Source organism: Sulfitobacter sp. HI0129 (genome assembly GCF_001635395.1).
Classification (GTDB): Bacteria; Pseudomonadota; Alphaproteobacteria; order Rhodobacterales; family Rhodobacteraceae; genus Sulfitobacter.
The window spans coordinates 1-20,397 of record NZ_LWGH01000443.1 but is presented as its reverse complement, the minus strand read 5'-3'; the positions used below and the strand labels follow the sequence as shown (position 1 = coordinate 20,397).

Here is a 20,397-nt window from a genome sequence, read left to right as displayed (position 1 = left end):
GTTGAGGGGCGAATCTTGCCGGTGGTGCCGGGCGGGGGCCGTTCTGTAGGCTGGACGGCGGACGGTATCGCCGTGCCGGGCCCGGCGGAGACGGTCGGGCGCAAGTTGCTCGTTCAGCTTAAAGGGCTGGCGCGGGACCGGCTGGCGGCGGCCTGTGATGAATATGCCGATCGCCTTGGCCGGCCTTTCGACAGGATCACACTGCGCGACACGCGTTCGCGCTGGGGGTCTTGCACCAGCGATGGAGGGCTGATGTTTTCCTGGCGGCTGATCATGTCCCCGCCCGAGGTGCTGCGTTACGTCGCGGCGCATGAGATCGCGCATCTGGAGGAGATGAACCACTCGCCCGCCTTCTGGCAGGTGGTTCAGCGGATCCACGGTGATCACCGTCCGTACCGGAACTGGCTGCGCGAACATGGCGCGGACCTGCATCGCTATCGATTCTGAACCGGTTTCGCGTTTTCCGTATTTCCGACGTCGGCCAGCTGGCGGTTCGCCGCGATTGACGCAGGGGCCTGATGTGATCACAACGGATTCATGACCCTTGCTCCGCGGCCGAACGATTCCAACCTCGCGACCCATGACCGGCTGTACCGCCAGTTGCGCAGCCGTATCATGTACGGCGATTTGCCGCCCGGGCATGCGCTGACCCTGCGCGGCATAGGGCGCGAATACGGGGTGTCCATGACGCCCGCCCGCGAAGCGGTGAGACGCCTGTCTGCGGAGGGGGCGCTCACCATGTCTGTTTCGGGGCGAATCTCCACCCCCGAACTGGGCAACGAACGGATCGAGGAACTTGCCGCCCTGCGCGCCCTGATCGAAGTGGAACTGGCCAGCCGCGCCCTGCCGCGCGCGCATATGGCCCTGATCGAACGGTTGCAGACGATCAACGGCACCGTGGCAGAGGCCGTCGCCCACCGCGACGCGGTGAGCTATATCCGCGCAAACCTCGAATTTCACCGCACCCTCTATCTGCGCGCGCAGGCCCCTGCGATGCTCGCCATGGCGGAAACGGTCTGGCTGCAACTCGGGCCGACGATGCGGGCGCTTTATGGAAAGTTGCGGCGGACGGACCCGCCGCAGTTTCACCGGCTGATCATAGCCGCGCTGCGGGCGGGCGATGAACCCGGTCTACGGCTGGCCGTCCGTTCGGACGTGACACAAGGTTTGAGGATGCTGGCGGGCTGAATTGCCGGGTCAGGCAGCCAGACCCTTGCTGCCCATGTCGAGGTATTTGCTGCGCCGGTCTTCGATCAGGGCAGGGCCGTTCTTGCCCTCCAGTTCCTTCAGCATCTCGGCGATGGCATCACCGACGGACATGATGGCCGCCCGCGGGTTACGATGCGCGCCGCCCTTCGGCTCGGAAATGATGCGGTCCGCGACACCCAGCGCCTTGAGGTCCTGGGCGGTCAGCCGCAGGGCTTCGGCGGCTTCGCGCATTTTCTCTGCGTCCTTCCAAAGGATGGAGGCGCAGCCTTCGGGGCTGATGACCGAATAGACCGAATGTTCCAGCATGGCGACGCGGTTGGCGGTGGCAAAGGCTACGGCCCCGCCGGAGCCGCCTTCGCCGATGACCACGCTGACCAGCGGCACGCCGATCTGCAGGCATTTTTCAGTCGCGCGGGCGATGGCTTCGGACTGGCCCCGCTCCTCGGCGCCCTTGCCGGGATAGGCGCCCGGTGTGTCGATCAGGGTGACAACGGGCAGGCCGAAACGCCCGGCAAGGTCCATCAGGCGGACCGCCTTGCGATAGCCTTCGGGCCGGGCCATGCCGAAATTCCGCTCGATGCGGGATTTGGTATCGTTCCCCTTTTCATGGCCGATCACCATGACCGGCCGATCGCGGAACCGGGCAAGGCCGCCCATGACGGCGTGGTCGTCGGCAAAGTTCCTGTCCCCCGCGAGGGAGGTGTATTCGGTGAAAAGCGCGTCGATGTAGTTCTTGCAGTGAGGCCGTTCGGGGTGCCGCGCCACCTGGCATTTGCGCCAGGGCGTCAGGGACTTGTACAGATCGTCCAGCAAGCTCGCCGCCTTGGCATCCAGCGCCTTCGCTTCGGAGGAGACGTCCATATCCTCGTTGTCGCGTGCCAGCGCACGCAGTTCTTCGGCCTTGCCTTCGATCTCTGCGAGGGGTTTTTCGAAATCGAGATACTGGGTCATGCTGCGCTCCGTTTGCGTTGCGCAGATATATGGCCGTCATTCACCGGCTTTGCAACGTGGCGCGCGGTGCTGCCGCCCGGCGGGGGGCGGCAGCAGATGGCCTGCGGGGCGGGCCCGGCCCGTCACCCACGCGGTCGCGGCGTTCAGCCCTTTGCGATCATTTCGGACTGGCGCACGATGACTTCGGCCTGCTTGATGCTGGCGATATCAACGAGCCGTCCCTTGTAGACAGCCGCGCCTTCACCGCCTTGCGTGGCCTTTTCCATAGCATCGAGGATTGCGCGGGCTTCGGCCACGGCCTCTTCGGAGGGGGTGAAGACCTCGTTCGCGATGGCGACCTGTTTGGGGTGGATGGCCCATTTGCCCACCATCCCCAGCGTGGCGGAGCGGCGCGCCTGCGCGCGGAAGCCGTCATCGTCGGAAAAGTCGCCAAAGGGGCCGTCCACAGGCAGAACGCCGTGCGTGCGGCAGGCTGCAACGATGGCGGCCTGTGCCCAGTGCCACGGGTCGGACCAGTGCTTCTGGCCCTCCTGCAGCATGTAGTAGTTTTCCTGCGTTCCGCCGATCCCGGTCGTTTGCATCCCCATGGAGGCCGCGAAATCGGCGGCGCCGAGGCTCATCGCCTGCAGGCGGGGGGAACTGGCGGCGATCTCTTCCACATGGGCGATGCCGGCAGCCGATTCGATGATGACTTCGAAGGCGATCTTCTTCTTGCGGCCCTTCGCGGTTTCCACGGCAGTGGCAAGCGCATCCACGGCATAGACATCCGCGGCACAGCCCACCTTGGGGATCATGATCTGGTCAAGCCGCTCATCCGCCTGCTCCAGCAGGTCCACCACGTCCCGGTACCAATAGGGCGTATCCAGCCCGTTGATACGGACGGACAGGGTTTTGTTGCCCCAGTCGAGCGCACCGATGGCTTCGATGATATTGGCGCGTGCGCTGTCCTTGTCGGACGGGGCGACGCTGTCTTCGAGGTCGAGGTTAATCACATCCGCCTGTGAAGACGCCATCTTCTCGAAAATCGCGGGCCGCGAGCCGGGGCCAAACAACTGGCAGCGGTTCGGACGGGCCGGGGCGGTGGGCTGGATGCGGAAACTCATGGGGACCTCGGGTAATTTTGTTGCGGATCGCTTTCGGCAAACTGGTATTAAATTGCGCGCCCGCTCGCAAGCCGCATTTCGCAGGTGCAGCATGCGCCGAAGGCGGTGGCGGGCCCCGCAGGGCGAACAAAATGATTATCCTCGCCATTTTTACGTCGAATGCGCGGGCGGCTTGCGTAATAGTCCCGCCAAAGCGCGACCGGGAGACCTACGATGATCCAGACACCCTATCTTCTGTTTCTTGGCGATGCCCCGGATTCGCTGAGCGCCAAGGTGGCGCAGGGCATCAAGGACTGGCGCCCGGAAAACGCGGTGGGTCAGTACCGGCTGCCGGGGTGCAAGGCGGACTTGGGGCTGACGGACATGACCCTGGCCGAAGCCCGTGACGCCGGTGCACGGACGCTGGTGATCGGCGTCGCCAACCGGGGCGGGGTCATCAGTGCGGCGTGGAAGGACGTGCTCATCGAGGCGCTGAAGATGGGATACGACCTTGCATCCGGATTGCACAATCTTCTGGGCGATGAAGAAAGCCTTGTGAAAGCCGCGCGGGCGTCGGGCGGCACGCTGCATGACGTGCGTGTGCCCAGCGTCCAGTATCCTATTGCCGACGGGAAGAAGCGGCGCGGCAAGCGTGTTCTGGCGGTCGGCACCGATTGCTCGGTCGGCAAGATGTACACGGCACTCGCGCTTGATGATGCGATGCGGGAAAGAGGTATGAAAAGCACGTTCCGGGCCACGGGGCAGACCGGCATCCTGATCACCGGAGAAGGCGTGCCGCTCGACGCGGTGGTGGCGGATTTCATGGCGGGTTCGATCGAGTATCTGACGCCCGACAACGACGAGGATCATTGGGATATCATCGAAGGGCAGGGCAGCCTGTTCCATGTCTCCTATTCCGGGGTGACGCTTGCGTTGATCCACGGCGGTCAACCGGATGCGCTGATCCTGTGCCATGAGCCCACCCGCCAGCACATGCGCGGGCTCCCGGATTACGAATTGCCGACACTGGAGACCCTCCGCGATACCGCGCTGCCGCTTGCAAGGGTCGCGAACCCCGACTGCGAGGTGATCGGGATTTCCATCAATACACAACATATGGAAGAAGCCGAGGCGGAGGCCTATCTCACCCGGGTCGAAGAGCGTATGGGCCTCCCGTCGGTCGATCCGTTCCGGCAGGGGGCATCGCGGCTGGCGGAGGCTCTGGATGGCCTCTGATGGCCCCTCCGGGGGGAGTATTTCCGAAAGGGTGAAGGGGTTGCCCTACATACGAGGCAGGGAGCAATCCGATGAAGATTGATGTCACGCGCGATACCTTCAGGCTGGCCGAGGTGTTCACCATCAGTCGCGGTTCGCGGACCGAAGCGCAGGTTCTGACTGTCACCGTGACGGATGGGCCTCATTGGGGTCAGGGTGAATGCGTGCCCTATGCCCGCTATGGCGAAACGCTGGAGTCGGTGACGGCGCAGATCGAAGCGCTTGATATCAAGGGTCTGACCCGCGCAACGCTGGCCGACAGGCTTGCCACCGGAGCCGCGCGCAATGCGGTGGATTGCGCGCTCTGGGATCTCGAAGCGAAGGCGGCGGGGCGCAGGGTTTGGGAGCTGGCCGGACTGGCCGCCCCAGCGCCACTTCAGACGGCGTTTACCCTGTCGCTCGACACGCCCGATGCCATGCGGGCGCAGGCGGCAAAACATGCCCATCGCGGTCTGCTGAAGATCAAGCTGGGTACGCCCGATGACATGGGGCGGCTCGAAGCGGTGCGACGGGGCGCGCCGAATGCAACGCTTATCGTGGATGCCAACGAGGGGTGGAGTGCTGAGATTTACGCCCGTCTCGTGCCCGATCTTGCGCGGCTCGGGGTCGCGCTGGTGGAGCAGCCCCTTCCTGCCGGGGAGGATGAGGCCCTGCGCGGCATGGATCGCCCGGTGCCGGTCTGCGCCGACGAATCCTGCCATGATCGCGCCAGTCTGGACGCGCTCGCCGGGAAATACGACGTGGTCAACATCAAGCTCGACAAGACGGGCGGGTTGACCGAGGCGCTGGCGTTGCGCGAGGCGGCGCTGGCGCAGGGCTTCGGCGTGATGGTCGGCTGCATGGTCGGGTCTTCACTGGCGATGGCGCCGGCGGTGCTGGTCGCGCAAGCTGCGCGGATCGTCGATCTTGACGGGCCGCTGCTCTTGGCCGAAGACCGCGCCGAAGCACTGGTTTACGACGCCGCGGGGGTTCATCCCCCGACGGCGGCATTATGGGGATAGAGAGATGCGAACGGTCTATGTGAATGGTGAGTACCTGCCCGAGACGGAGGCGCGTATCTCGATCTTCGATCGCGGGTTCCTGATGGCCGACGGCGTCTATGAGGTGACCAGCGTGCTGGGGGGGAAGCTGGTGGATTTTGACGGGCATGCCCGACGGTTGAGCCGCTCGCTCAATGAGCTGCAGATGCGCAACCCGATCTCGAAGGAAGACCTGCTCGAAGTGCATCGCGAACTCGTGCGGCTCAACGAGATTGACGAGGGGTTGGTCTATCTGCAGGTCACGCGCGGCTCCGACGGGGACCGCGATTTCGTCTTCCCCGACCCGGCCACAACGGAACCCACCATCGTGCTGTTTACCCAGAGCAAACCGGGGCTCGCGGATAATCCGGCTGCGCGGAAAGGGGCGCGCATCATCAGCATCGAAGATATCCGCTGGGGGCGGCGCGACATCAAGACGGTACAGCTGCTCTATCCCAGCATGGGGAAGATGATGGCCAAGAAGGCCGGGGCGGACGATGCCTGGATGGTGGAGGACGGGCAGGTCACCGAGGGCACCTCCAACAACGCCTATATCGTGAAGGATGGCCGCATCATCACGCGGCAGCTGGGCAACGACATTTTGCACGGCATCACCCGCGCCGCCATCCTGCGGTTCGCCCGCGAAGCGCAGATGCAGGTGGAGGAGAGAGGTTTCACCATCGAGGAAGCGCAGCAGGCGGATGAGGCTTTCACCACCTCCGCCAGCGCCTTCGTCATGCCGGTGGTTTCAATCGACGGGGTCGACCTCGGCGACGGTACGCCCGGCCCCGTCGCGCTGCGGCTGCGCGAAATCTACATCGAAGAAATGCGCAAGGCCGCCGTGTAGCCAAAAGCAATCTGTAGGGCGAAGGAAGCGCAGTCAGCCCTTCTTTTCGACGTTTTCGGCGAAGGCGGTCTTGAACGCTTCTTTCTGCGCATCGCCCGCGTCGGTCTGATAATTGGCTTTCCATTCGTCCATGGACATGCCGTAGAACAATTCGCGCGCTTCGTCCTTGCCCATGTCGATTCCACGTTCCGCCGCCGCTTCCTGATACCAGCGGGACAGGCAGTTCCGGCAAAAACCGGCAAGGTTCATCATGTCGATGTTCTGTACGTCTTTGCGGTCTTCCATCAGGTGCTGCTGAAGCCTGCGGAAGGCGGCGGCCTGAAGTTCGATTTCCTGCTGGGTGTGTTCCTGTTGTGTAGACATGTCTCTCTCCTCTTTCGTCAAAGCTGGGCTTGGGCCAGTACCCTTTCAAGCAGGGGGACGAGCAGATCGGCCCAATCCTGCTGTTGTTCCTTTGTGGCAATCAGATCGTTGCGCAGTTCGATCAGGATATTGGGGCGACCGTGGCGCAGGGCGTGCCTGTCGATGGAATCGCCGGGCAGGAAGCCGGTGTAGGGCTCGTTGTAGCCGACGGTCAGGTCGGTTTCGCTGCGCAGCAGGTCCAGCATCGGGCGCGATAGCCGTTCGTCGCCCGCGTGAAGGACGCCGATCTGCCACGGTCTGGGCGGGCGACCCCGCAGTTGTGGCGTGAAACTGTGGATCGCGAGGATCACGGTCGCGGGACGTGCGGCGAGGCGGGCGTAGGCTTCGTGGTAGGGCCGGTGGCAGAGCGCCAATCTGCGTTCACGTTCCGCGGCGTCGGCGTTGCGGTTTGCCGGAATGATCGTCCCGTCGTAGAGCTTCATCAGAAGCGTGGGATCATCCTCGCCCCGGTTCGGGTCGATGACAAGCCGGGAAAAATTGCCCAGCAGTACCGGCGCATCCAGCCTGTCGCCCAGCGCCCGGCTGGTGCCGGCGGCGCCCGGATCGTAGGAAATGTGCCGGTTCATATCTTCGGCAGGCAAGCCGAGGTCACCGTTCGCGATGGCCTTGGGAACGGTCGGGGCGGCGTGATCGCAGGTAACCAGCCAGCGGCCCGAGCGGGTTTCGCCCTCGATAAGGTATGGTCGATAGTTCATATCTGTGAAACCTTTGACTTGCATCCCTAGGCCAGCTAGGGGCGGAATGAAACTCTGTGTTAACGCTAACGGTCGCCTATGGTATCTATCGCGCACAGGGGCGGGGATGCCATGAAAGTTGATGAGGAAATGACATGAGACGGATGCGGAACGTAAAGATCGTGGCCACCCTAGGGCCGGCTTCCGCCACGCGGGAAATGATCGCGGCCCTGCACAGCGCCGGGGCGGATGTCTTCCGGCTGAATATGAGCCATGGCAGCCATGAAGAGATACGTGACAAACACCGCATCATCCGCGAGATCGAAGAGGAAACCGGCGGGGCTATCGGCATTCTGGCTGACCTTCAGGGCCCGAAGCTACGGGTGGGTGTGTTCGCGCAAGATAGCGAACAGCTGGACGAAGGCGCGTCCTTCCGCCTCGACCTCGACGAAAAACAGGGGGACGCGAACCGCGTCTGCCTGCCCCATCCCGAGATTTTTGCCGCGTTGGAACCGGGATCCACCTTGTTGGTCAATGACGGAAAAATTCGGTTGAAGGTCCGGGAATGTGGGCCGGACTTCGCCGATTGCGAGGTCATGACCGGCGGTGTCATTTCCGACCGGAAGGGTGTGAACGTGCCGGACGTGGTTTTGCCATTGGCCGCCCTGTCGGAAAAGGACCGCGCCGATCTGGAGTTCGTCTGTGATCTGGGCGTGGATTGGCTGGCGCTCAGTTTTGTCCAGCGCCCCGAAGACGTGGAGGAGGCGCGCCAACTCGCCAAGGGGCGTGCGGCGATCCTGTCCAAGATCGAAAAGCCCTCCGCGGTGGCGCGGTTTGACGACATCCTCGCGGTGAGCGACGGGATCATGGTGGCGCGGGGTGATCTGGGGGTCGAACTGCCGGTGCAGAACGTCCCGCCGATCCAGAAGCGGCTGGTGCGCCGATGCCGCGCGGCGGCCAAGCCGGTGATCGTGGCCACGCAGATGCTGGAATCCATGATTGAAAGCCCGATGCCCACCCGGGCAGAGGTTTCGGACGTCGCCACCGCCATCTACGAGGGGGCCGATGCGGTCATGCTGAGCGCGGAGTCCGCCGCCGGCGATTACCCGGTCGAAGCCGTCACCACGATGGACAACGTCGCCCGCGAGGTCGAGCAGGACCCCACCTATACGCAGATCATCGAAGCCAGCCGCATCGCCGACCGCATGACGGTGGCGGACGGCATTGTCGCCGCGGCGCGGGAAATCGCCGAGACAACGAACATCAAGGCAATCTGCTGCTTTTCGCAGAGCGGTACGACCGCCCTGCTGACCGCGCGCGAACGCCCCCGCGTTCCGATCATCGCGCTGACCCCGCTGAAGGGCACGGCCCGGCGTCTGGCGCTGAGCTGGGGGACCAACTGCGTGATGACCGACAGGCATGACCGGTTCAAGCTGGCGGTTGTCAGCGCGGTGAAGGCCGCGCGCTCCGAAGGCTATGCCACGTCGGACGATCTGATCGTCGTAACGGCGGGTGTTCCCTTTAACGTGCCGGGCAGCACGAACATTCTGCGGGTGGCGCCCTGCGACGAACGTTTGATTTATTCTTCGGATCCAGAGTAGATTTCCGAAACTTTTCTGTAGGGAGGGGATATGGACCCCGATCTGGCGCTGACCCTGGGCTTGCTGATCGCGGCCCTGTCGATCCCGTCCATTATGTCCGCGATGAGCGATGGCAGGGCGCCCCGGGCCTCTGCCCTGACTGTATTGATCGCGGGCGGTTTGATCATCTACGCGGTGCGCGAAACCCCCGGGGGTTACAGCCTGAAGCGGATCCCGGATGTGATCGTAGAAGTGGCGGCGCGTTACCTGCCCTGAAACGGGGCGCATTTCCCATAACCCAAGGCTTGCCACCGGGGGAAAACCCTCCTATACGCCAGCTCTCAATCCGCGTGGCCGGCCGATGCGGCATGCCGAGTCGCGCGTAAACCGTAAGACCGATAGGAGACGGAAATGCCCAAGATGAAGACCAAATCGAGCGCCAAGAAGCGCTTCAAGATCACGGCGACCGGCAAGGTCATCGGCGGTCAGGCCGGCAAGCGGCATGGCATGATCAAGCGGACCAAGAAGTTCATTCGCGACGCGCGCGGCACGACAGTCCTGTCAGAGCCCGATGCAAAGATCATCAAGGGCTACATGCCCTACGACCGCTGATAGCTGATTTAGGAGAGCCGATATGTCCCGTGTCAAAGGTGGAACAGTCACCCACGCCCGTCACAAGAAGATCGTCAAGGCCGCCAAAGGCTACTACGGTCGTCGCAAGAACGTCTTCAAGGTCGCCACGCAGGCGGTCGACAAGGCCAACCAATACGCCACGCGTGACCGCAAGAACCGCAAGCGCAACTTCCGCGCCCTGTGGATCCAGCGTATCAACGCCGCCGTCCGCAGCCACGACGAGGCGCTGACCTACAGCCGCTTCATCAACGGTCTTTCGCTGGCCGGGATCGAAGTGGACCGCAAGGTTCTGGCCGATCTCGCCGTGCATGAGCCCGAAGCTTTCGGCGCTATCGTGAAGCAGGCGCAGGATGCGCTCGCCGCCTGAGCGGTGCGCATGATCCAAGTTTCGGAAAGGCCGTCCTTCGGGGCGGCCTTTTTCATTTGACCCTAGGCAGGGTCTGGCAGCCCGGAATGAACGAGGGGCGGCGCATATTCAATGCCCCGCCCCCCGCGATCGATAGCCCGGCCCCGAAGGGCCTCGGGCTTATTTCAGCAGCTTCAACAGTTCCCGGGCCGCTTCCTCGGAGGATGCCGGGTTCTGCCCGGTGACGAGATGCCCGTCGGTCAGAACGAAAGACGCCCAGTCGTCGCCTTTTTCGTAGTGGCCGCCATTCTCCTTCAGCATGTCCTCGACAAGGAAGGGGACGACGTCGGTCAGGCCGACGGCTTCTTCTTCCGTATTGGTGAAGCCGGTCACCTTCTTGCCGGAGACCAGCGGCTTGCCGTCTTCGCCCTGCGTATGACGGAACACCGCAGGCGCGTGGCACACTGCGCCCACGGGGCGGCCCGAGGTATAGAAGGTTTCGATCAGGCGCTTGCTGTCCTTGCTCTCTGCCAGGTCCCAAAGCGGGCCGTGGCCGCCGGGATAGAAGATCGCGTCGAACCCTTCGGCATCCACCTCGGCCAGTTTCTTGGTATTCGCGAGGTCGCGCTGGGCGGCGTCGTCATCCTTGAAGCGTTTGGTGGCGTCGGTCTGGGCGTCGTCGCTGTCGCTGTTGGGGTCCAGCGGTGGCTGACCGCCCTCGGGGGAGGCGAGGGTCACATCGGCACCGGCGTCCTTGAAGACGTAATAGGGTGCCGCGAACTCTTCGAGCCAGAAGCCGGTCTTTTTGCCGGTGTCGCCCAGTTTGTCATGCGATGTAAGAACCATCAGGATTTTCATGTCTTTTCCTTTCGGGAATGGGGAAATTGGGCGCGCCGTAGCCGGTGCCCCCTTCCGTTATTGTCCCGGCCCAACCCGTAAGGGCACCCGGGGTTCCATGGGAGTGCCGCCTTCCCTGACGTCAGGTGGTCGTGTTGATGGGTCTTTGTGCAAAGGCGCAGCCTGCACCCGCCAGCAACAGGAGCGATGCCGCGATCAGACTGTCGCCCAGATTACCGGTCCGGTCCGCCAGCAATCCCGCGCCGAGGGGGCCAACCGTTTGTGACAGGGCAAAGACGACCGTCAGCAGGCTGACGGCTGCGCCCCATTGTTCGGGCGGCAGATTGCGGCGCACGAAATGGGTCACGGCCCCGGGGGACATGAAGACGCATAAGCCGAAGATGACCGCAGAAATCAGAATGGCCGGCCCCGCGGGCAGAATGACCGGAAGCGCACTGCCCAGCGCGATGCCGATCAGCACAAGCCCAAGGGGGACGCCCGAATCGAAACGCGCGAAGACCCCCCGCCAGAGGAAGGGCGAGGCGGAGATGGCGAGGCCCAGCACCACCCAGACCAAGGCGATCCCGACAGGGCCGGTTGCCTGTTCCGTCATCCAGGCAGACAGAAAGGTGAGGTAGACGATATAGCCCAGCCCGAACCCGGCGTATCCGAACGTCAGGGGCAGGAACCGCCGCAGCGGAAGCCTGCCGGAGGCCACGGAGGCCGTGCCGGGGTGGTGCAGTTTGCCCGCAGACCAGAGCGCCCAGGGCACACAGGCCGCCCCGAGCCCGCCGATGACATACCATGCGGTGGGCCATGCTTCGGCCCCGTAGCGGCCCAGGAACAAGGGCACCGCTGCCCCGGCCAGCAGGATGCCCATGCCGCCCCCAGTACCGAAAAGCAGCGCGATGGCGAGCGCGCTGCGCCGGACATCGTCGGCAAAGAGCCGGGCGGTCAGTACACCGGCGGTGGAAAAGGACATCGCCCCGAAAAACCCGGCGGCGATGCGCCAGAAGCTCTGCCATTCCATGCCGGTGCCCCAGCCGGTCGCCAGCAGCGACAGCGCGGTGGTGAGCAGACCGAAATTGAACAGCCGCGTCACCGGCATCCGCCCGATCAGCACCATGGTGACGACCGCCCCCGCGAGGTATCCCAGCGCATTCGCGGTATTGAGCCAGCCCGCCTGTGCATAGGTCCAGCCCATATCGGTTTTCATCGCGGGCAGGATCAGCCCATAGGCAAAGCGGGCAAAACTGTTCGTGACGGTCACCCCCAGCATCAACCCGAAGAGAACCAGCCAAGGGCGGTCGGGTGCGGGCAGCGATCTGTCTGACATCATGTAATTCCTGCGGATTTGCCCATCAGTAGCCCAATGGTGCGCCCGCGCAAAGGTGCGCCCGCTTGCAATCGCAGGGCCGGGGGGCTAGCAGGACATGGCACAAATCCAAGGGCGCGTGATGGACGATCTCAAGCAGAAATACCTGAGCAGGATAGCCGATGCCGGCGATGAGGCCGCGCTCGAGGATATCCGCCTCGCAGCGGTGGGAAAGAAGGGCGAAGTCTCTCTGAAGATGCGCGAACTCGGCAAGATGACGCCCGAGGAACGGCAGGTTGCCGGGCCCGCGCTCAACGCCCTGAAGGATGAGATCAACGCGGCCTTGTCCGCCAAGAAAAGTGGCTTGGCCGATGCCGCACTGGATGAGCGCCTGCGGGGCGAATGGCTGGACGTGACGCTGCCCGCCCGGCGCCGCCCGCAGGGTACCATCCACCCCATCAGCCAGGTGACCGAGGAACTGACAGCGATCTTCGCCGAAATGGGCTTTGCCGTGGCCGAAGGGCCCCGGATCGACACCGACTGGTACAATTTCGATGCTCTCAACATCCCCGGGCATCACCCGGCGCGCGCCGAGATGGATACGTTCTACATGCACCGGGCCGAAGGCGATAACCGCCCGCCCCATGTGCTGCGCACGCACACCAGCCCCGTGCAGATACGCACGATGGAGGCCGAAGGCGCGCCGCTGCGCATCATCTGCCCGGGTGGTGTCTACCGCGCGGACTACGACCAGACCCATACGCCGATGTTCCATCAGGTGGAGGGGCTGGCGATCGACAAGAACCTGTCGATGGCCAACCTCAAGTGGACGCTGGAGGAGTTCTTCTCCGCCTTCTTCGAAATCGACGGCATCAAGACGCGGTTTCGCGCCTCGCATTTCCCCTTTACTGAACCTTCGGCAGAGGTGGACATTCAGTGTTCATGGGTCGATGGGCAGTTGCGCATCGGCGAAGGCGACGGCTGGATGGAGGTTCTCGGCTCCGGCATGGTGCATCCCAAGGTCCTGAAGGCAGGCGGTATCGACCCCGAGCAATGGCAGGGCTTTGCCTTTGGCATGGGGATCGACCGGATCGCGATGCTGAAATACGGCATCCCCGATCTGCGCGCCTTTTTCGAGTCGGACCTGCGCTGGCTGCGCCACTACGGCTTCGCGGCGCTGGACCAGCCGAATTTGCATGGTGGGTTGAGTAGGTGATCGCATCCCTGTCCGCTACGGCAGCCCCCCTCACTTTCCTCGCAATCTGCAAGGCAGCATGACATGAAATTCACCCTCTCTTGGCTGAAAGAGCATCTCGACACCACGGCGTCGCTGGAAGAGATCACCTATGCGCTGACCGACCTCGGGCTTGAGGTCGAAGGGGTCGAGGACCGTGGCGCGCGGCTGGCGGACTTCACCCTCGGATACGTCAAATCCGCCGAGAAACATCCCGATGCGGACAGGCTCCGGGTCTGTCAGGTCGAGACGGACGAAGGCATCCAGCAGATCATCTGCGGCGCGCCGAACGCCCGCGAAGGCATCACCGTCGTCATCGCGAAGCCCGGGGTCTATGTCCCGGGGATCGACACGACCATCGGGGTGGGCAAGATCCGGGGAATCGAAAGCTTCGGCATGATGGCCTCGGAGCGTGAACTGGAGTTGTCGGACGAACACGACGGCATCATCGAACTGCCCTCGGGCAAAGTGGGCGACAGCTTCGTCGACTGGCTGGCGGAGAATGACCCCGCCAAGGTCGATCCGGTGATCGAGATCGGTATCACGCCCAACAGGCCCGATGCGCTGGGCGTGCGCGGGATCGCGCGTGATCTTGCCGCGCGGGGGCTGGGCAGGCTCAAGACACGGGATGTACCGGCCGTGGATGGGACGTTCGCCTGCCCGGTGAGCGTCACCATCGACGAAGACACGCTGGAACAGGCCCCCGTTTTCTATGGCCGGGTCATTCGCGGTGTAAAGAACGGCCCCAGCCCGGCATGGCTGCAGGACAGGCTGCGGGCCATCGGTCTGCGCCCGATCAGCTTTCTGGTGGATGTCACGAACTTCTTCACCTTCGACCGCAACCGCCCGCTGCATGTCTTTGACGCCGACAAGATCGCCGGCAACGCGCTGCGCGTACACCGCGCGAAGGGCGGCGAGACATTGGTCGGTCTGGATGAGAAGACCTATACCTTCGACGAAGGCATGACGCTGATCTCCGACGCCTCGGGTGTCGAAAGCATTGCCGGCGTCATGGGCGGCCTGCCCAGCGGCGTCACCGAGGAGACGGTCAATGTCTTCATCGAAGCGGCCTATTTCGATCCGGTGCGGACGGCCTATACCGGGCGCGCGCTCAAGATCAATTCGGACGCGCGTTACCGGTTCGAGCGGGGCATCGACCCTGAATGGACGCCTTATGGCATCGAACATGCCACGCGCATGATCCTTGATCACGCGGGGGGCGAGCCTTCTGAGGTCGTCGTGGCGGGGCAGGTGCCTGATACGGGCCGGGCCTACCGGCTGGATGCCGCGCGGGTCCAGTCACTGGTGGGCATGACCATTCCCGAAAGCGAACAGCGCCAGACGCTCACCAATCTGGGTTTCCGGCTGGAGGGCAACATGGCGCATGTGCCGTCCTGGCGCCCCGATGTGCAGGGAGAGGCCGATCTGGTGGAGGAAGTGGCGCGGATCGCATCGCTCACCAAGTTGGAGGGCAAGCCCCTTCCGCGGTTGAGCGACGGTGTTCCGAGCCCCGTGCTGTCCCCCCTGCAGCGGCGTGAAAGCGCGGCCCGCCGTACGGCAGCTGCCTTGGGCTACCATGAATGCGTCAGCTACAGTTTCATCGATCAGACCAGCGCGGCGCTGTTCGGCGGCGGTACGGAAGAGACGCGGCTTGAGAACCCGATTTCCAGCGATATGAGCCATATGCGCCCCGCACTTTTGCCTGCCCTGTTGCAGGCCGCAGCACGCAATCAGGCGCGCGGCTTCGCGGATATGGCCCTGTTCGAAATGGGTCCTGCGTTTCACGGCGGGGAGCCGGGGGAGCAGCATACGGTCATCAGCGGGATTCTCGTTGGGCGTACCGGCCCGAAGGACGTCCACGGCGCTGCCCGGGCTGTCGATGTTTTCGACGTGAAGGCGGACGCCGAAGCGATCCTTGCGGCGATGGGAGCGCCGGAGAAAACGCAGATCCTGCGCGGGGGCGACCCGTGGTGGCACCCGGGGCGCCATGGCCGCATATGCCTTGGCCCGAAGAAGGTGCTGGGCGTTTTCGGAGAATTGCATCCACGCGTTCTTGCCGCGATGGATGTGAAGGGGCCGGTGATGGGTTTCACTCTGTGGCCGCAGGAAGTACCCTTGCCGCGCAAATCGGGCGCCACACGTCCTGCGCTGCAGATCAACGATCTGCAGGCGGTGGAACGGGATTTCGCCTTCGTGGTCGATGCGGACGTCGAGGCGCTGACCCTGGTCAATGCCGCGATGGGAGCGGACAAGACCTTGATCGAGGATGTGCGCGTCTTTGACGAGTTCATCGGCGGATCGCTGGGAGAGGGTCGCAAGTCCCTTGCCATCACCGTGCGGATGCGTCCGGTGGACCGTACACTGAAGGACGCCGAGATCGAGGCCGTGGGCAAGAAGATCGTCGAGAAGGTCACCAAGGCCACGGGCGGCACGCTACGCGGCTAGGTCGGATGCCTCCGGCGGGAGTATTTTGAAAAAGGTGAAGGGCCATGGGCCCGAGTAAGGGGGAAGAGATGACGATCAGGGTTTATCTGTCGGGTGAAATTCATACGGACTGGCGCGATCGCATCATCGCGGGTGCGAAAGATCTGGATGTGGCATTCGATGCGCCCGTCACGGATCACGCTGCCAGCGACGATTGCGGTGTGGCGATCCTGGGCGCCGAGGATGACAAGTTCTGGCATGACCGCAAGGGCGCGCAGCTCAACGCCATTCGCACGCGCCGGGGGATCGAACGGGCGGATATCGTGGTGGTCCGCTTCGGCGATCAGTACAAGCAGTGGAATGCCGCTTTCGACGCGGGCTATGCCGCCGCCCTGGGCAAATCACTGGTGATCCTGCACGGGCCGGATCATGCCCATGCATTGAAGGAAGTGGACGCAGCGGCGCTGGCCGTGGCGTCGGAGCCTGAGCAGGTGGTGGATATTCTGCGGTATGTGCTGAAAGGCACCCTGCCGGGGTGAGTGGCGGGTGCCTTTCCCTTCTCGGGGTGAGGGCTATTCGTCCGAGGGTATCTTGCGGCCCTTCTGTACGGCGGGGCGGTCGTTGAACCGTTCCACGTAATCCACCAGATTGGTGTGGTCTGACCAGTTTACCGCGTCTTTCGCGCCGTAGAAGTCCAGCGCCCCGAGCCAGGGCGCGATGGCGATATCGGCTATGGAAAAATGTGACCCGGCGATCCACGTCTTGCCCGCCAGTTCAAGGTTCAGAACGCCGAGCAGGCGCTTTGCCTCGTCAATGTAGCGTTGCTGCGGGCGCTTGTCGTCCCATTCGCTTCCCGCGAATTTGTAGAAAAACCCGAGCTGTCCCAGCATCGGGCCAAGGCCGCCCATCTGGAACATCAGCCATTGAATGATATGCGCCCTTTCGGCGGGATCCGATCCAAGGAACTTGCCGCTCTTTTCCGCGAGGTAGATGAGGATCGCGCCGGATTCGAAGAGCCCCAGCGGCGCCCCGTTGGGACCGTCGGGGTCGATGATGGCCGGGATCTTGTTGTTGGGGTTCAGCGACAGGAACTCAGGGCTTTTGACATCCTCGTCCGACAGGGTGACCCGGTGGGGTTCGTAGGGCAGGCCCGTTTCCTCGAGCATGATCGAGGCCTTGACGCCGTTTGGCGTGGGGAAGGAGTAAAGCTGGATCACGTCGGAATTGCGGGGGGGCCATTTGTTGGTGATGGGAAAGGCGCTCAGGTCGGCCATGAAGTTCTCCTATGATGTTTGTTCTCAGCTAGCCGCCTGGTTGTCGATTTACAGGGTACCTCTTCGTAAATTCATGCTACCGGAGCGATAGTACTGCCTTCGCCGCTTTTGCTGGTGGCGACGCAAAATTGACGAAAAGGACAGATCATGCTGAACGAATTCAAGGATTTCATCGCCAAGGGAAACGTGATGGACCTCGCCGTGGGGATCATCATCGGCGCGGCTTTCACGGCCATCGTCAATTCGCTGGTGGGCGATCTGATCAATCCGTTGATCGGGCTGATCATCGGCGGTGTGGATTTCAAGGACATGTATGTGGTGATGTCGGGCGAGGTGCCTGCCAATGCAGGTTTGGACGCGGCGCGGGAAAGCGGCGCGGCCATCTTTGCCTACGGGGCCTTCGTGACCGCCTGCATCAATTTCCTGATCATCGCCTTTGTCGTCTTCATGCTGGTGAAGTTCGTCAATCGCGTGAAATCACTGGCGGAAAAGCCGGATGAGGTCGCGCCGGAGGTGCATACCGGCCCCAGCCAGTTGGACGTCCTGCTGCAGATCCGGGATCAGTTGGCGAAGTCCGACCGGGTCTGAGTTGCGAAAGGCCCGCCTCGGGCGGGCCTATTGGTTCGGGCAGGGTGTTCAGGCAGAGATCGCCTGATCCGGCGAAATGCTCTCTATCCCCAAGGCTTCGCCTACGGCGGCATAGGTCAGTTTGCCTGCATGCACGTTCAGCCCTGCCTTGAGGTGCGGATCATCCGCGCAGGCCTGTTTCCAGCCCTTGTTGGCGAGGGCGAGCATGAAGGGCATCGTCGCATTGCCGAGCGCGATGGTGGACGTGCGCGCCACTGCACCCGGCATGTTGGCCACGCAGTAATGCATGATGCCATCGACTTCGTAGACAGGATCCTGATGCGTCGTGGCTTTGGAGGTCTCGAAGCATCCGCCCTGATCGATGGCGACATCCACAAGGGCCGCCCCGGGCTTGAGTTCTGACAATTGCGCCCGGCTGATGAGCTTGGGGGCCGCGGCACCGGGAATGAGCACCGCACCGATGATCATGTCCGCTTCGCGCGCGAGGTCGATGGTATTGCCTGCGCTCGCGTAGGAGGTGTTGAAAACCGTCCCGAAGACATCATCGAGATAGCGCAACCGCGGCAGCGACCGGTCGAGTACGGTCACATCCGCGCCCATTCCCGCGGCAATCCGCGCCGCATGGGTACCGACCACGCCGCCGCCGATCACGACGACGCGGGCGGGGCCAACACCGGGAACACCCCCCATGAGCACACCGCGCCCGCCGTTCGCTTTTTGCAATGTCCAGGCCCCGACCTGCGGGGCGAGGCGGCCTGCAACCTCGGACATGGGCGCCAGCAACGGCAGGCCGCCCGCACGACCCGTGACCGTTTCATAGGCGATGCAGGTCGAGCCAGAGGCCAGCAGGTCCTTTGTCTGCTCCGGGTCGGGTGCGAGGTGCAGGTAGGTGAACAAAAGCTGGCCTTCACGCAGCATCTTACGCTCGCCTGCCTGCGGTTCCTTTACCTTCACGATCATGTCGGCGGCGGCAAAGATTTCTTCGGCTGTGGCGATAATGGTCGCGCCGGCGGCTTCATAGGCGGCATCGTCAAAGCCCGCGCCCACACCGGCCCCTTTCTGAACGATCACCTCGTGACCGTGGGAGACCGCTTCCTGCGCGGCGTTGGGCGTCAGGCCGACGCGAAATTCCTGCGGTTTGATTTCCGTGGGGCATCCGATCTTCATGGGGTCCTCTCCTTTGAATTTGCCCGAGGGTAGGCGAAGGCGCTCGCAAACTGGTGCGAAAGGGCGGGTTTTCCATCGCGCGCTTTAGTATAATATTGCGCATGATGGAGGTTATACGCGAAAGTTTTGCAACTATGCAGCTAGATGAGACGGATCGGCGTATTCTGAACGCCCTTCAGCGCAATGGGCAATTATCCAATGGCGGGCTTTCGGAACTCGTCAATCTGTCGCCTTCCGCCTGCCACCGGCGGGTCCAGCGGCTGGAAAAAGAGGGCGTCATCCGCGATTACGTCGCCCTTTTGGACGCCCGCAAACTGGGCGTCGCGACGACCGTATTCGTTGAGATCACTCTGCAGGGGCAGGCGGACGAAGTGCTGGAGGCGTTTGAAAAGGCGGTCGCGCGCATCCCCGATGTGCTGGAATGTCATCTCATGGCGGGGACGGCGGATTACCTGCTCAAGGTCGTCGCCGAGAATACGGAGGATTTCGCGCGCATTCACCGCCAGCATCTCGCCCGGCTGCCGGGTGTCGCGCAGATGCAATCCAGCTTTGCGCTACGCACCGTTTGCCGGACGACGGCACTGCCGATTACCTGAGGGTCGAGCCGACCTTTGAAACCGGCGATCCATGCTTATGTCACCTCCATGGTCAGCCCAGAGGAGTGACGTGATGATAGAAGTCTTGGAAAGCAGCCGTGACGACGTGCTTGAGGTACGTATCAAGGCCCCGGTCAGTGATCGCGATTATACCGAAGTTCTGATGCCCGCCATCGATGCGGGCATTGCACGCGCAGACCAGTTGCGTCTGCTTTGTATTCTGGAAGCCGGCGCCAGCGATTTCACCTTGGGCGCATTGTGGGACGATGCGCGCATGGGGCTGGCACGCTGGCGCGGATTCGAAAGGATCGCGGTGGTATCGAAGGCCACCGGGGTGGCCCGGACGATCCGCACCCTGTCCATTCTGATGCCCTGTCCGGTTGCGGTGTTCGACCCCGGCGAAGAGGATGACGCCCGGCGCTGGCTGACCGAATCCCTCGGGGCCATTCACCAGACCGATCTGGGCAACGGCGTTCTGCATGTGGCCCTTGTGGGTAAGGTGGATGCAGACGACTACGAGGAAGAAACCCGCGATCTGAATGCCTTTATCCGCGCGAATGGCACGTTCCGCCTGCTGCTGGACCTGCGCGAATTCGACGGCTGGCAGGGGCTGGCGGGGGTGAAGGACCATTTCAAGCTCGTCCGCAGCCATGTGGCTGATCTGGACCGGGTTGCCATCGTCGGCACCCGTGCCTGGCAAAAGTTCGTCGTTCGGATCGGCCAACGGCTGCTCGGCAAGGAAGCGCGCTATTTCCCGGCCGACGCCTTTGACGATGCAAAGGCCTGGGTTTCGAAGGGCTGAAAAGCAAAGACCCTCGGGGCCAGGGGCCACGAGGGTCGAATTTTCGGCATTACGCTTCGGATGATTTACATCATACCTTCGCGTTGCGCTTTTTTGCGTGCCAGCTTGCGGGCACGGCGGA

Annotated in this window: 23 protein-coding genes; 15 read left to right on the top strand and 8 right to left on the bottom strand. The window is 63.2% G+C overall.

The genetic code is table 11. From position 1 onward, the window contains the following. A partial coding sequence (locus A3764_RS12110; RefSeq protein WP_150122154.1) for a M48 family metallopeptidase occupies positions 1-447 on the top strand: 447 nt, incomplete at its 5' end. 90 nt (positions 448-537) lie between these two features. Beyond that, positions 538-1,188, top strand: a complete 651-nt coding sequence (locus A3764_RS12105; protein WP_067919788.1) for a GntR family transcriptional regulator — start codon at positions 538-540, stop codon at positions 1,186-1,188. A gap of 9 nt (positions 1,189-1,197) precedes the next feature. Here A3764_RS12105 and A3764_RS12100 read toward each other — a convergent pair whose 3' ends face one another. Then, complete coding sequence (locus tag A3764_RS12100) at positions 1,198-2,160, bottom strand: acetyl-CoA carboxylase carboxyltransferase subunit alpha (RefSeq protein WP_067919785.1); 963 nt, start codon at positions 2,158-2,160, stop codon at positions 1,198-1,200. A 143-nt stretch (positions 2,161-2,303) separates the two neighbouring features. Beyond that, positions 2,304-3,263, bottom strand: coding sequence for an L-malyl-CoA/beta-methylmalyl-CoA lyase (locus A3764_RS12095; RefSeq protein WP_067919783.1), 960 nt, complete (start codon positions 3,261-3,263; stop codon positions 2,304-2,306). 213 nt (positions 3,264-3,476) lie between these two features. Between A3764_RS12095 and dgcN the strand changes: the two genes are divergently transcribed. The 3 genes from dgcN (at position 3,477) to A3764_RS12080 (ending at position 6,383) form a co-directional block, all read left to right on the top strand. Continuing rightward, positions 3,477-4,478 carry an N-acetyltransferase DgcN gene (dgcN, locus tag A3764_RS12090; protein ID WP_067919782.1) on the top strand — a complete coding sequence of 334 codons (1,002 nt, stop codon included), beginning with the start codon at positions 3,477-3,479 and terminating at the stop codon, positions 4,476-4,478. Positions 4,479-4,549: 71 nt separating this feature from the next. Next, positions 4,550-5,518 carry an N-acetyl-D-Glu racemase DgcA gene (gene dgcA, locus A3764_RS12085; protein ID WP_067919781.1) on the top strand — a complete coding sequence of 323 codons (969 nt, stop codon included), beginning with the start codon at positions 4,550-4,552 and terminating at the stop codon, positions 5,516-5,518. A 4-nt stretch (positions 5,519-5,522) separates the two neighbouring features. Next, positions 5,523-6,383 carry a D-amino-acid transaminase gene (locus A3764_RS12080; protein ID WP_067919780.1) on the top strand — a complete coding sequence of 287 codons (861 nt, stop codon included), beginning with the start codon at positions 5,523-5,525 and terminating at the stop codon, positions 6,381-6,383. A 33-nt stretch (positions 6,384-6,416) separates the two neighbouring features. On the opposite strand, the gene A3764_RS12075 is transcribed toward A3764_RS12080, so the two are convergent. Together A3764_RS12075 and A3764_RS12070 are read right to left on the bottom strand one after the other, a co-directional pair. Next, positions 6,417-6,746: a DUF1244 domain-containing protein gene (locus A3764_RS12075; RefSeq protein WP_067919779.1), complete on the bottom strand. Its 330-nt coding sequence runs from the start codon at positions 6,744-6,746 to the stop codon at positions 6,417-6,419. A gap of 17 nt (positions 6,747-6,763) precedes the next feature. Further along, positions 6,764-7,501, bottom strand: coding sequence for an N-formylglutamate amidohydrolase (locus A3764_RS12070; RefSeq protein ID WP_067919778.1), 738 nt, complete (start codon positions 7,499-7,501; stop codon positions 6,764-6,766). A gap of 134 nt (positions 7,502-7,635) precedes the next feature. Here A3764_RS12070 and pyk point away from each other — a divergent pair, with 134 nt between their 5' ends. From pyk to rplT, 4 genes are all read left to right on the top strand, one after another. Then, positions 7,636-9,081, top strand: a complete 1,446-nt coding sequence (gene pyk, locus A3764_RS12065; protein WP_067919777.1) for a pyruvate kinase — start codon at positions 7,636-7,638, stop codon at positions 9,079-9,081. Between the two features lie 30 nt (positions 9,082-9,111). Next, a complete protein-coding gene (locus A3764_RS12060; RefSeq protein WP_067919776.1) occupies positions 9,112-9,336 on the top strand; it encodes a hypothetical protein in 225 nt (74 codons plus the stop codon). A gap of 135 nt (positions 9,337-9,471) precedes the next feature. Further along, positions 9,472-9,672 carry a 50S ribosomal protein L35 gene (gene rpmI, locus A3764_RS12055; protein WP_067919775.1) on the top strand — a complete coding sequence of 67 codons (201 nt, stop codon included), beginning with the start codon at positions 9,472-9,474 and terminating at the stop codon, positions 9,670-9,672. A gap of 22 nt (positions 9,673-9,694) precedes the next feature. After that, positions 9,695-10,060, top strand: coding sequence for a 50S ribosomal protein L20 (gene rplT / locus A3764_RS12050; protein WP_067919765.1), 366 nt, complete (start codon positions 9,695-9,697; stop codon positions 10,058-10,060). A 159-nt stretch (positions 10,061-10,219) separates the two neighbouring features. Here rplT and A3764_RS12045 read toward each other — a convergent pair whose 3' ends face one another. Next, a complete protein-coding gene (locus A3764_RS12045) occupies positions 10,220-10,897 on the bottom strand; it encodes a type 1 glutamine amidotransferase domain-containing protein (RefSeq protein ID WP_067919763.1) in 678 nt (225 codons plus the stop codon). Between the two features lie 121 nt (positions 10,898-11,018). Further along, on the bottom strand, positions 11,019-12,215 hold the full coding sequence (locus A3764_RS12040; protein WP_150120609.1) for a YbfB/YjiJ family MFS transporter: 1,197 nt from the start codon (positions 12,213-12,215) through the stop codon (positions 11,019-11,021). Between the two features lie 118 nt (positions 12,216-12,333). Here A3764_RS12040 and pheS point away from each other — a divergent pair, with 118 nt between their 5' ends. The 3 genes from pheS (at position 12,334) to A3764_RS12025 (ending at position 16,388) form a co-directional block, all read left to right on the top strand. Continuing rightward, positions 12,334-13,407, top strand: coding sequence for a phenylalanine--tRNA ligase subunit alpha (gene pheS, locus A3764_RS12035; RefSeq protein ID WP_067919803.1), 1,074 nt, complete (start codon positions 12,334-12,336; stop codon positions 13,405-13,407). Positions 13,408-13,470: 63 nt separating this feature from the next. After that, positions 13,471-15,870, top strand: coding sequence for a phenylalanine--tRNA ligase subunit beta (gene pheT, locus A3764_RS12030; protein ID WP_067919759.1), 2,400 nt, complete (start codon positions 13,471-13,473; stop codon positions 15,868-15,870). Between the two features lie 68 nt (positions 15,871-15,938). Beyond that, on the top strand, positions 15,939-16,388 hold the full coding sequence (locus tag A3764_RS12025) for a YtoQ family protein (protein ID WP_067919801.1): 450 nt from the start codon (positions 15,939-15,941) through the stop codon (positions 16,386-16,388). A gap of 33 nt (positions 16,389-16,421) precedes the next feature. Here the strand turns inward: A3764_RS12025 and A3764_RS12020 are convergent, their stop codons facing one another. Further along, entirely contained in the window at positions 16,422-17,123 is a 702-nt protein-coding gene (locus tag A3764_RS12020) for a glutathione S-transferase family protein (protein WP_067919753.1), read from the bottom strand. A 147-nt stretch (positions 17,124-17,270) separates the two neighbouring features. On the opposite strand from A3764_RS12020, the gene mscL reads away from it, so the two are divergent. Further along, positions 17,271-17,711: a large conductance mechanosensitive channel protein MscL gene (gene mscL, locus A3764_RS12015; protein ID WP_067919752.1), complete on the top strand. Its 441-nt coding sequence runs from the start codon at positions 17,271-17,273 to the stop codon at positions 17,709-17,711. 48 nt (positions 17,712-17,759) lie between these two features. On the opposite strand, the gene ald is transcribed toward mscL, so the two are convergent. Further along, complete coding sequence (gene ald / locus A3764_RS12010) at positions 17,760-18,878, bottom strand: alanine dehydrogenase (protein ID WP_067919751.1); 1,119 nt, start codon at positions 18,876-18,878, stop codon at positions 17,760-17,762. Positions 18,879-19,012: 134 nt separating this feature from the next. On the opposite strand from ald, the gene A3764_RS12005 reads away from it, so the two are divergent. Together A3764_RS12005 and A3764_RS12000 are read left to right on the top strand one after the other, a co-directional pair. Next, complete coding sequence (locus tag A3764_RS12005) at positions 19,013-19,474, top strand: Lrp/AsnC family transcriptional regulator (protein ID WP_067919750.1); 462 nt, start codon at positions 19,013-19,015, stop codon at positions 19,472-19,474. Between the two features lie 73 nt (positions 19,475-19,547). Then, the gene (locus A3764_RS12000; RefSeq protein WP_067919749.1) at positions 19,548-20,276 is read left to right on the top strand and encodes an STAS/SEC14 domain-containing protein; all 729 of its coding nucleotides are present in this window, start codon (positions 19,548-19,550) and stop codon (positions 20,274-20,276) included. The last annotated feature ends 121 nt before the right edge of the window (positions 20,277-20,397 follow it).

Coding starts and splice junctions, on each gene's coding strand:
- A3764_RS12105 (WP_067919788.1), top strand. CDS start 538: ATGACCCTTGCTCCGCGGCCGAACGATTCCAACCTCGCGACCCATGAC.
- A3764_RS12100 (WP_067919785.1), bottom strand. CDS start 2,160: ATGACCCAGTATCTCGATTTCGAAAAACCCCTCGCAGAGATCGAAGGC.
- A3764_RS12095 (WP_067919783.1), bottom strand. CDS start 3,263: ATGAGTTTCCGCATCCAGCCCACCGCCCCGGCCCGTCCGAACCGCTGC.
- dgcN (WP_067919782.1), top strand. CDS start 3,477: ATGATCCAGACACCCTATCTTCTGTTTCTTGGCGATGCCCCGGATTCG.
- dgcA (WP_067919781.1), top strand. CDS start 4,550: ATGAAGATTGATGTCACGCGCGATACCTTCAGGCTGGCCGAGGTGTTC.
- A3764_RS12080 (WP_067919780.1), top strand. CDS start 5,523: ATGCGAACGGTCTATGTGAATGGTGAGTACCTGCCCGAGACGGAGGCG.
- A3764_RS12075 (WP_067919779.1), bottom strand. CDS start 6,746: ATGTCTACACAACAGGAACACACCCAGCAGGAAATCGAACTTCAGGCC.
- A3764_RS12070 (WP_067919778.1), bottom strand. CDS start 7,501: ATGAACTATCGACCATACCTTATCGAGGGCGAAACCCGCTCGGGCCGC.
- pyk (WP_067919777.1), top strand. CDS start 7,636: ATGAGACGGATGCGGAACGTAAAGATCGTGGCCACCCTAGGGCCGGCT.
- A3764_RS12060 (WP_067919776.1), top strand. CDS start 9,112: ATGGACCCCGATCTGGCGCTGACCCTGGGCTTGCTGATCGCGGCCCTG.
- rpmI (WP_067919775.1), top strand. CDS start 9,472: ATGCCCAAGATGAAGACCAAATCGAGCGCCAAGAAGCGCTTCAAGATC.
- rplT (WP_067919765.1), top strand. CDS start 9,695: ATGTCCCGTGTCAAAGGTGGAACAGTCACCCACGCCCGTCACAAGAAG.
- A3764_RS12045 (WP_067919763.1), bottom strand. CDS start 10,897: ATGAAAATCCTGATGGTTCTTACATCGCATGACAAACTGGGCGACACC.
- A3764_RS12040 (WP_150120609.1), bottom strand. CDS start 12,215: ATGATGTCAGACAGATCGCTGCCCGCACCCGACCGCCCTTGGCTGGTT.
- pheS (WP_067919803.1), top strand. CDS start 12,334: ATGGACGATCTCAAGCAGAAATACCTGAGCAGGATAGCCGATGCCGGC.
- pheT (WP_067919759.1), top strand. CDS start 13,471: ATGAAATTCACCCTCTCTTGGCTGAAAGAGCATCTCGACACCACGGCG.
- A3764_RS12025 (WP_067919801.1), top strand. CDS start 15,939: ATGACGATCAGGGTTTATCTGTCGGGTGAAATTCATACGGACTGGCGC.
- A3764_RS12020 (WP_067919753.1), bottom strand. CDS start 17,123: ATGGCCGACCTGAGCGCCTTTCCCATCACCAACAAATGGCCCCCCCGC.
- mscL (WP_067919752.1), top strand. CDS start 17,271: ATGCTGAACGAATTCAAGGATTTCATCGCCAAGGGAAACGTGATGGAC.
- ald (WP_067919751.1), bottom strand. CDS start 18,878: ATGAAGATCGGATGCCCCACGGAAATCAAACCGCAGGAATTTCGCGTC.
- A3764_RS12005 (WP_067919750.1), top strand. CDS start 19,013: ATGCAGCTAGATGAGACGGATCGGCGTATTCTGAACGCCCTTCAGCGC.
- A3764_RS12000 (WP_067919749.1), top strand. CDS start 19,548: ATGATAGAAGTCTTGGAAAGCAGCCGTGACGACGTGCTTGAGGTACGT.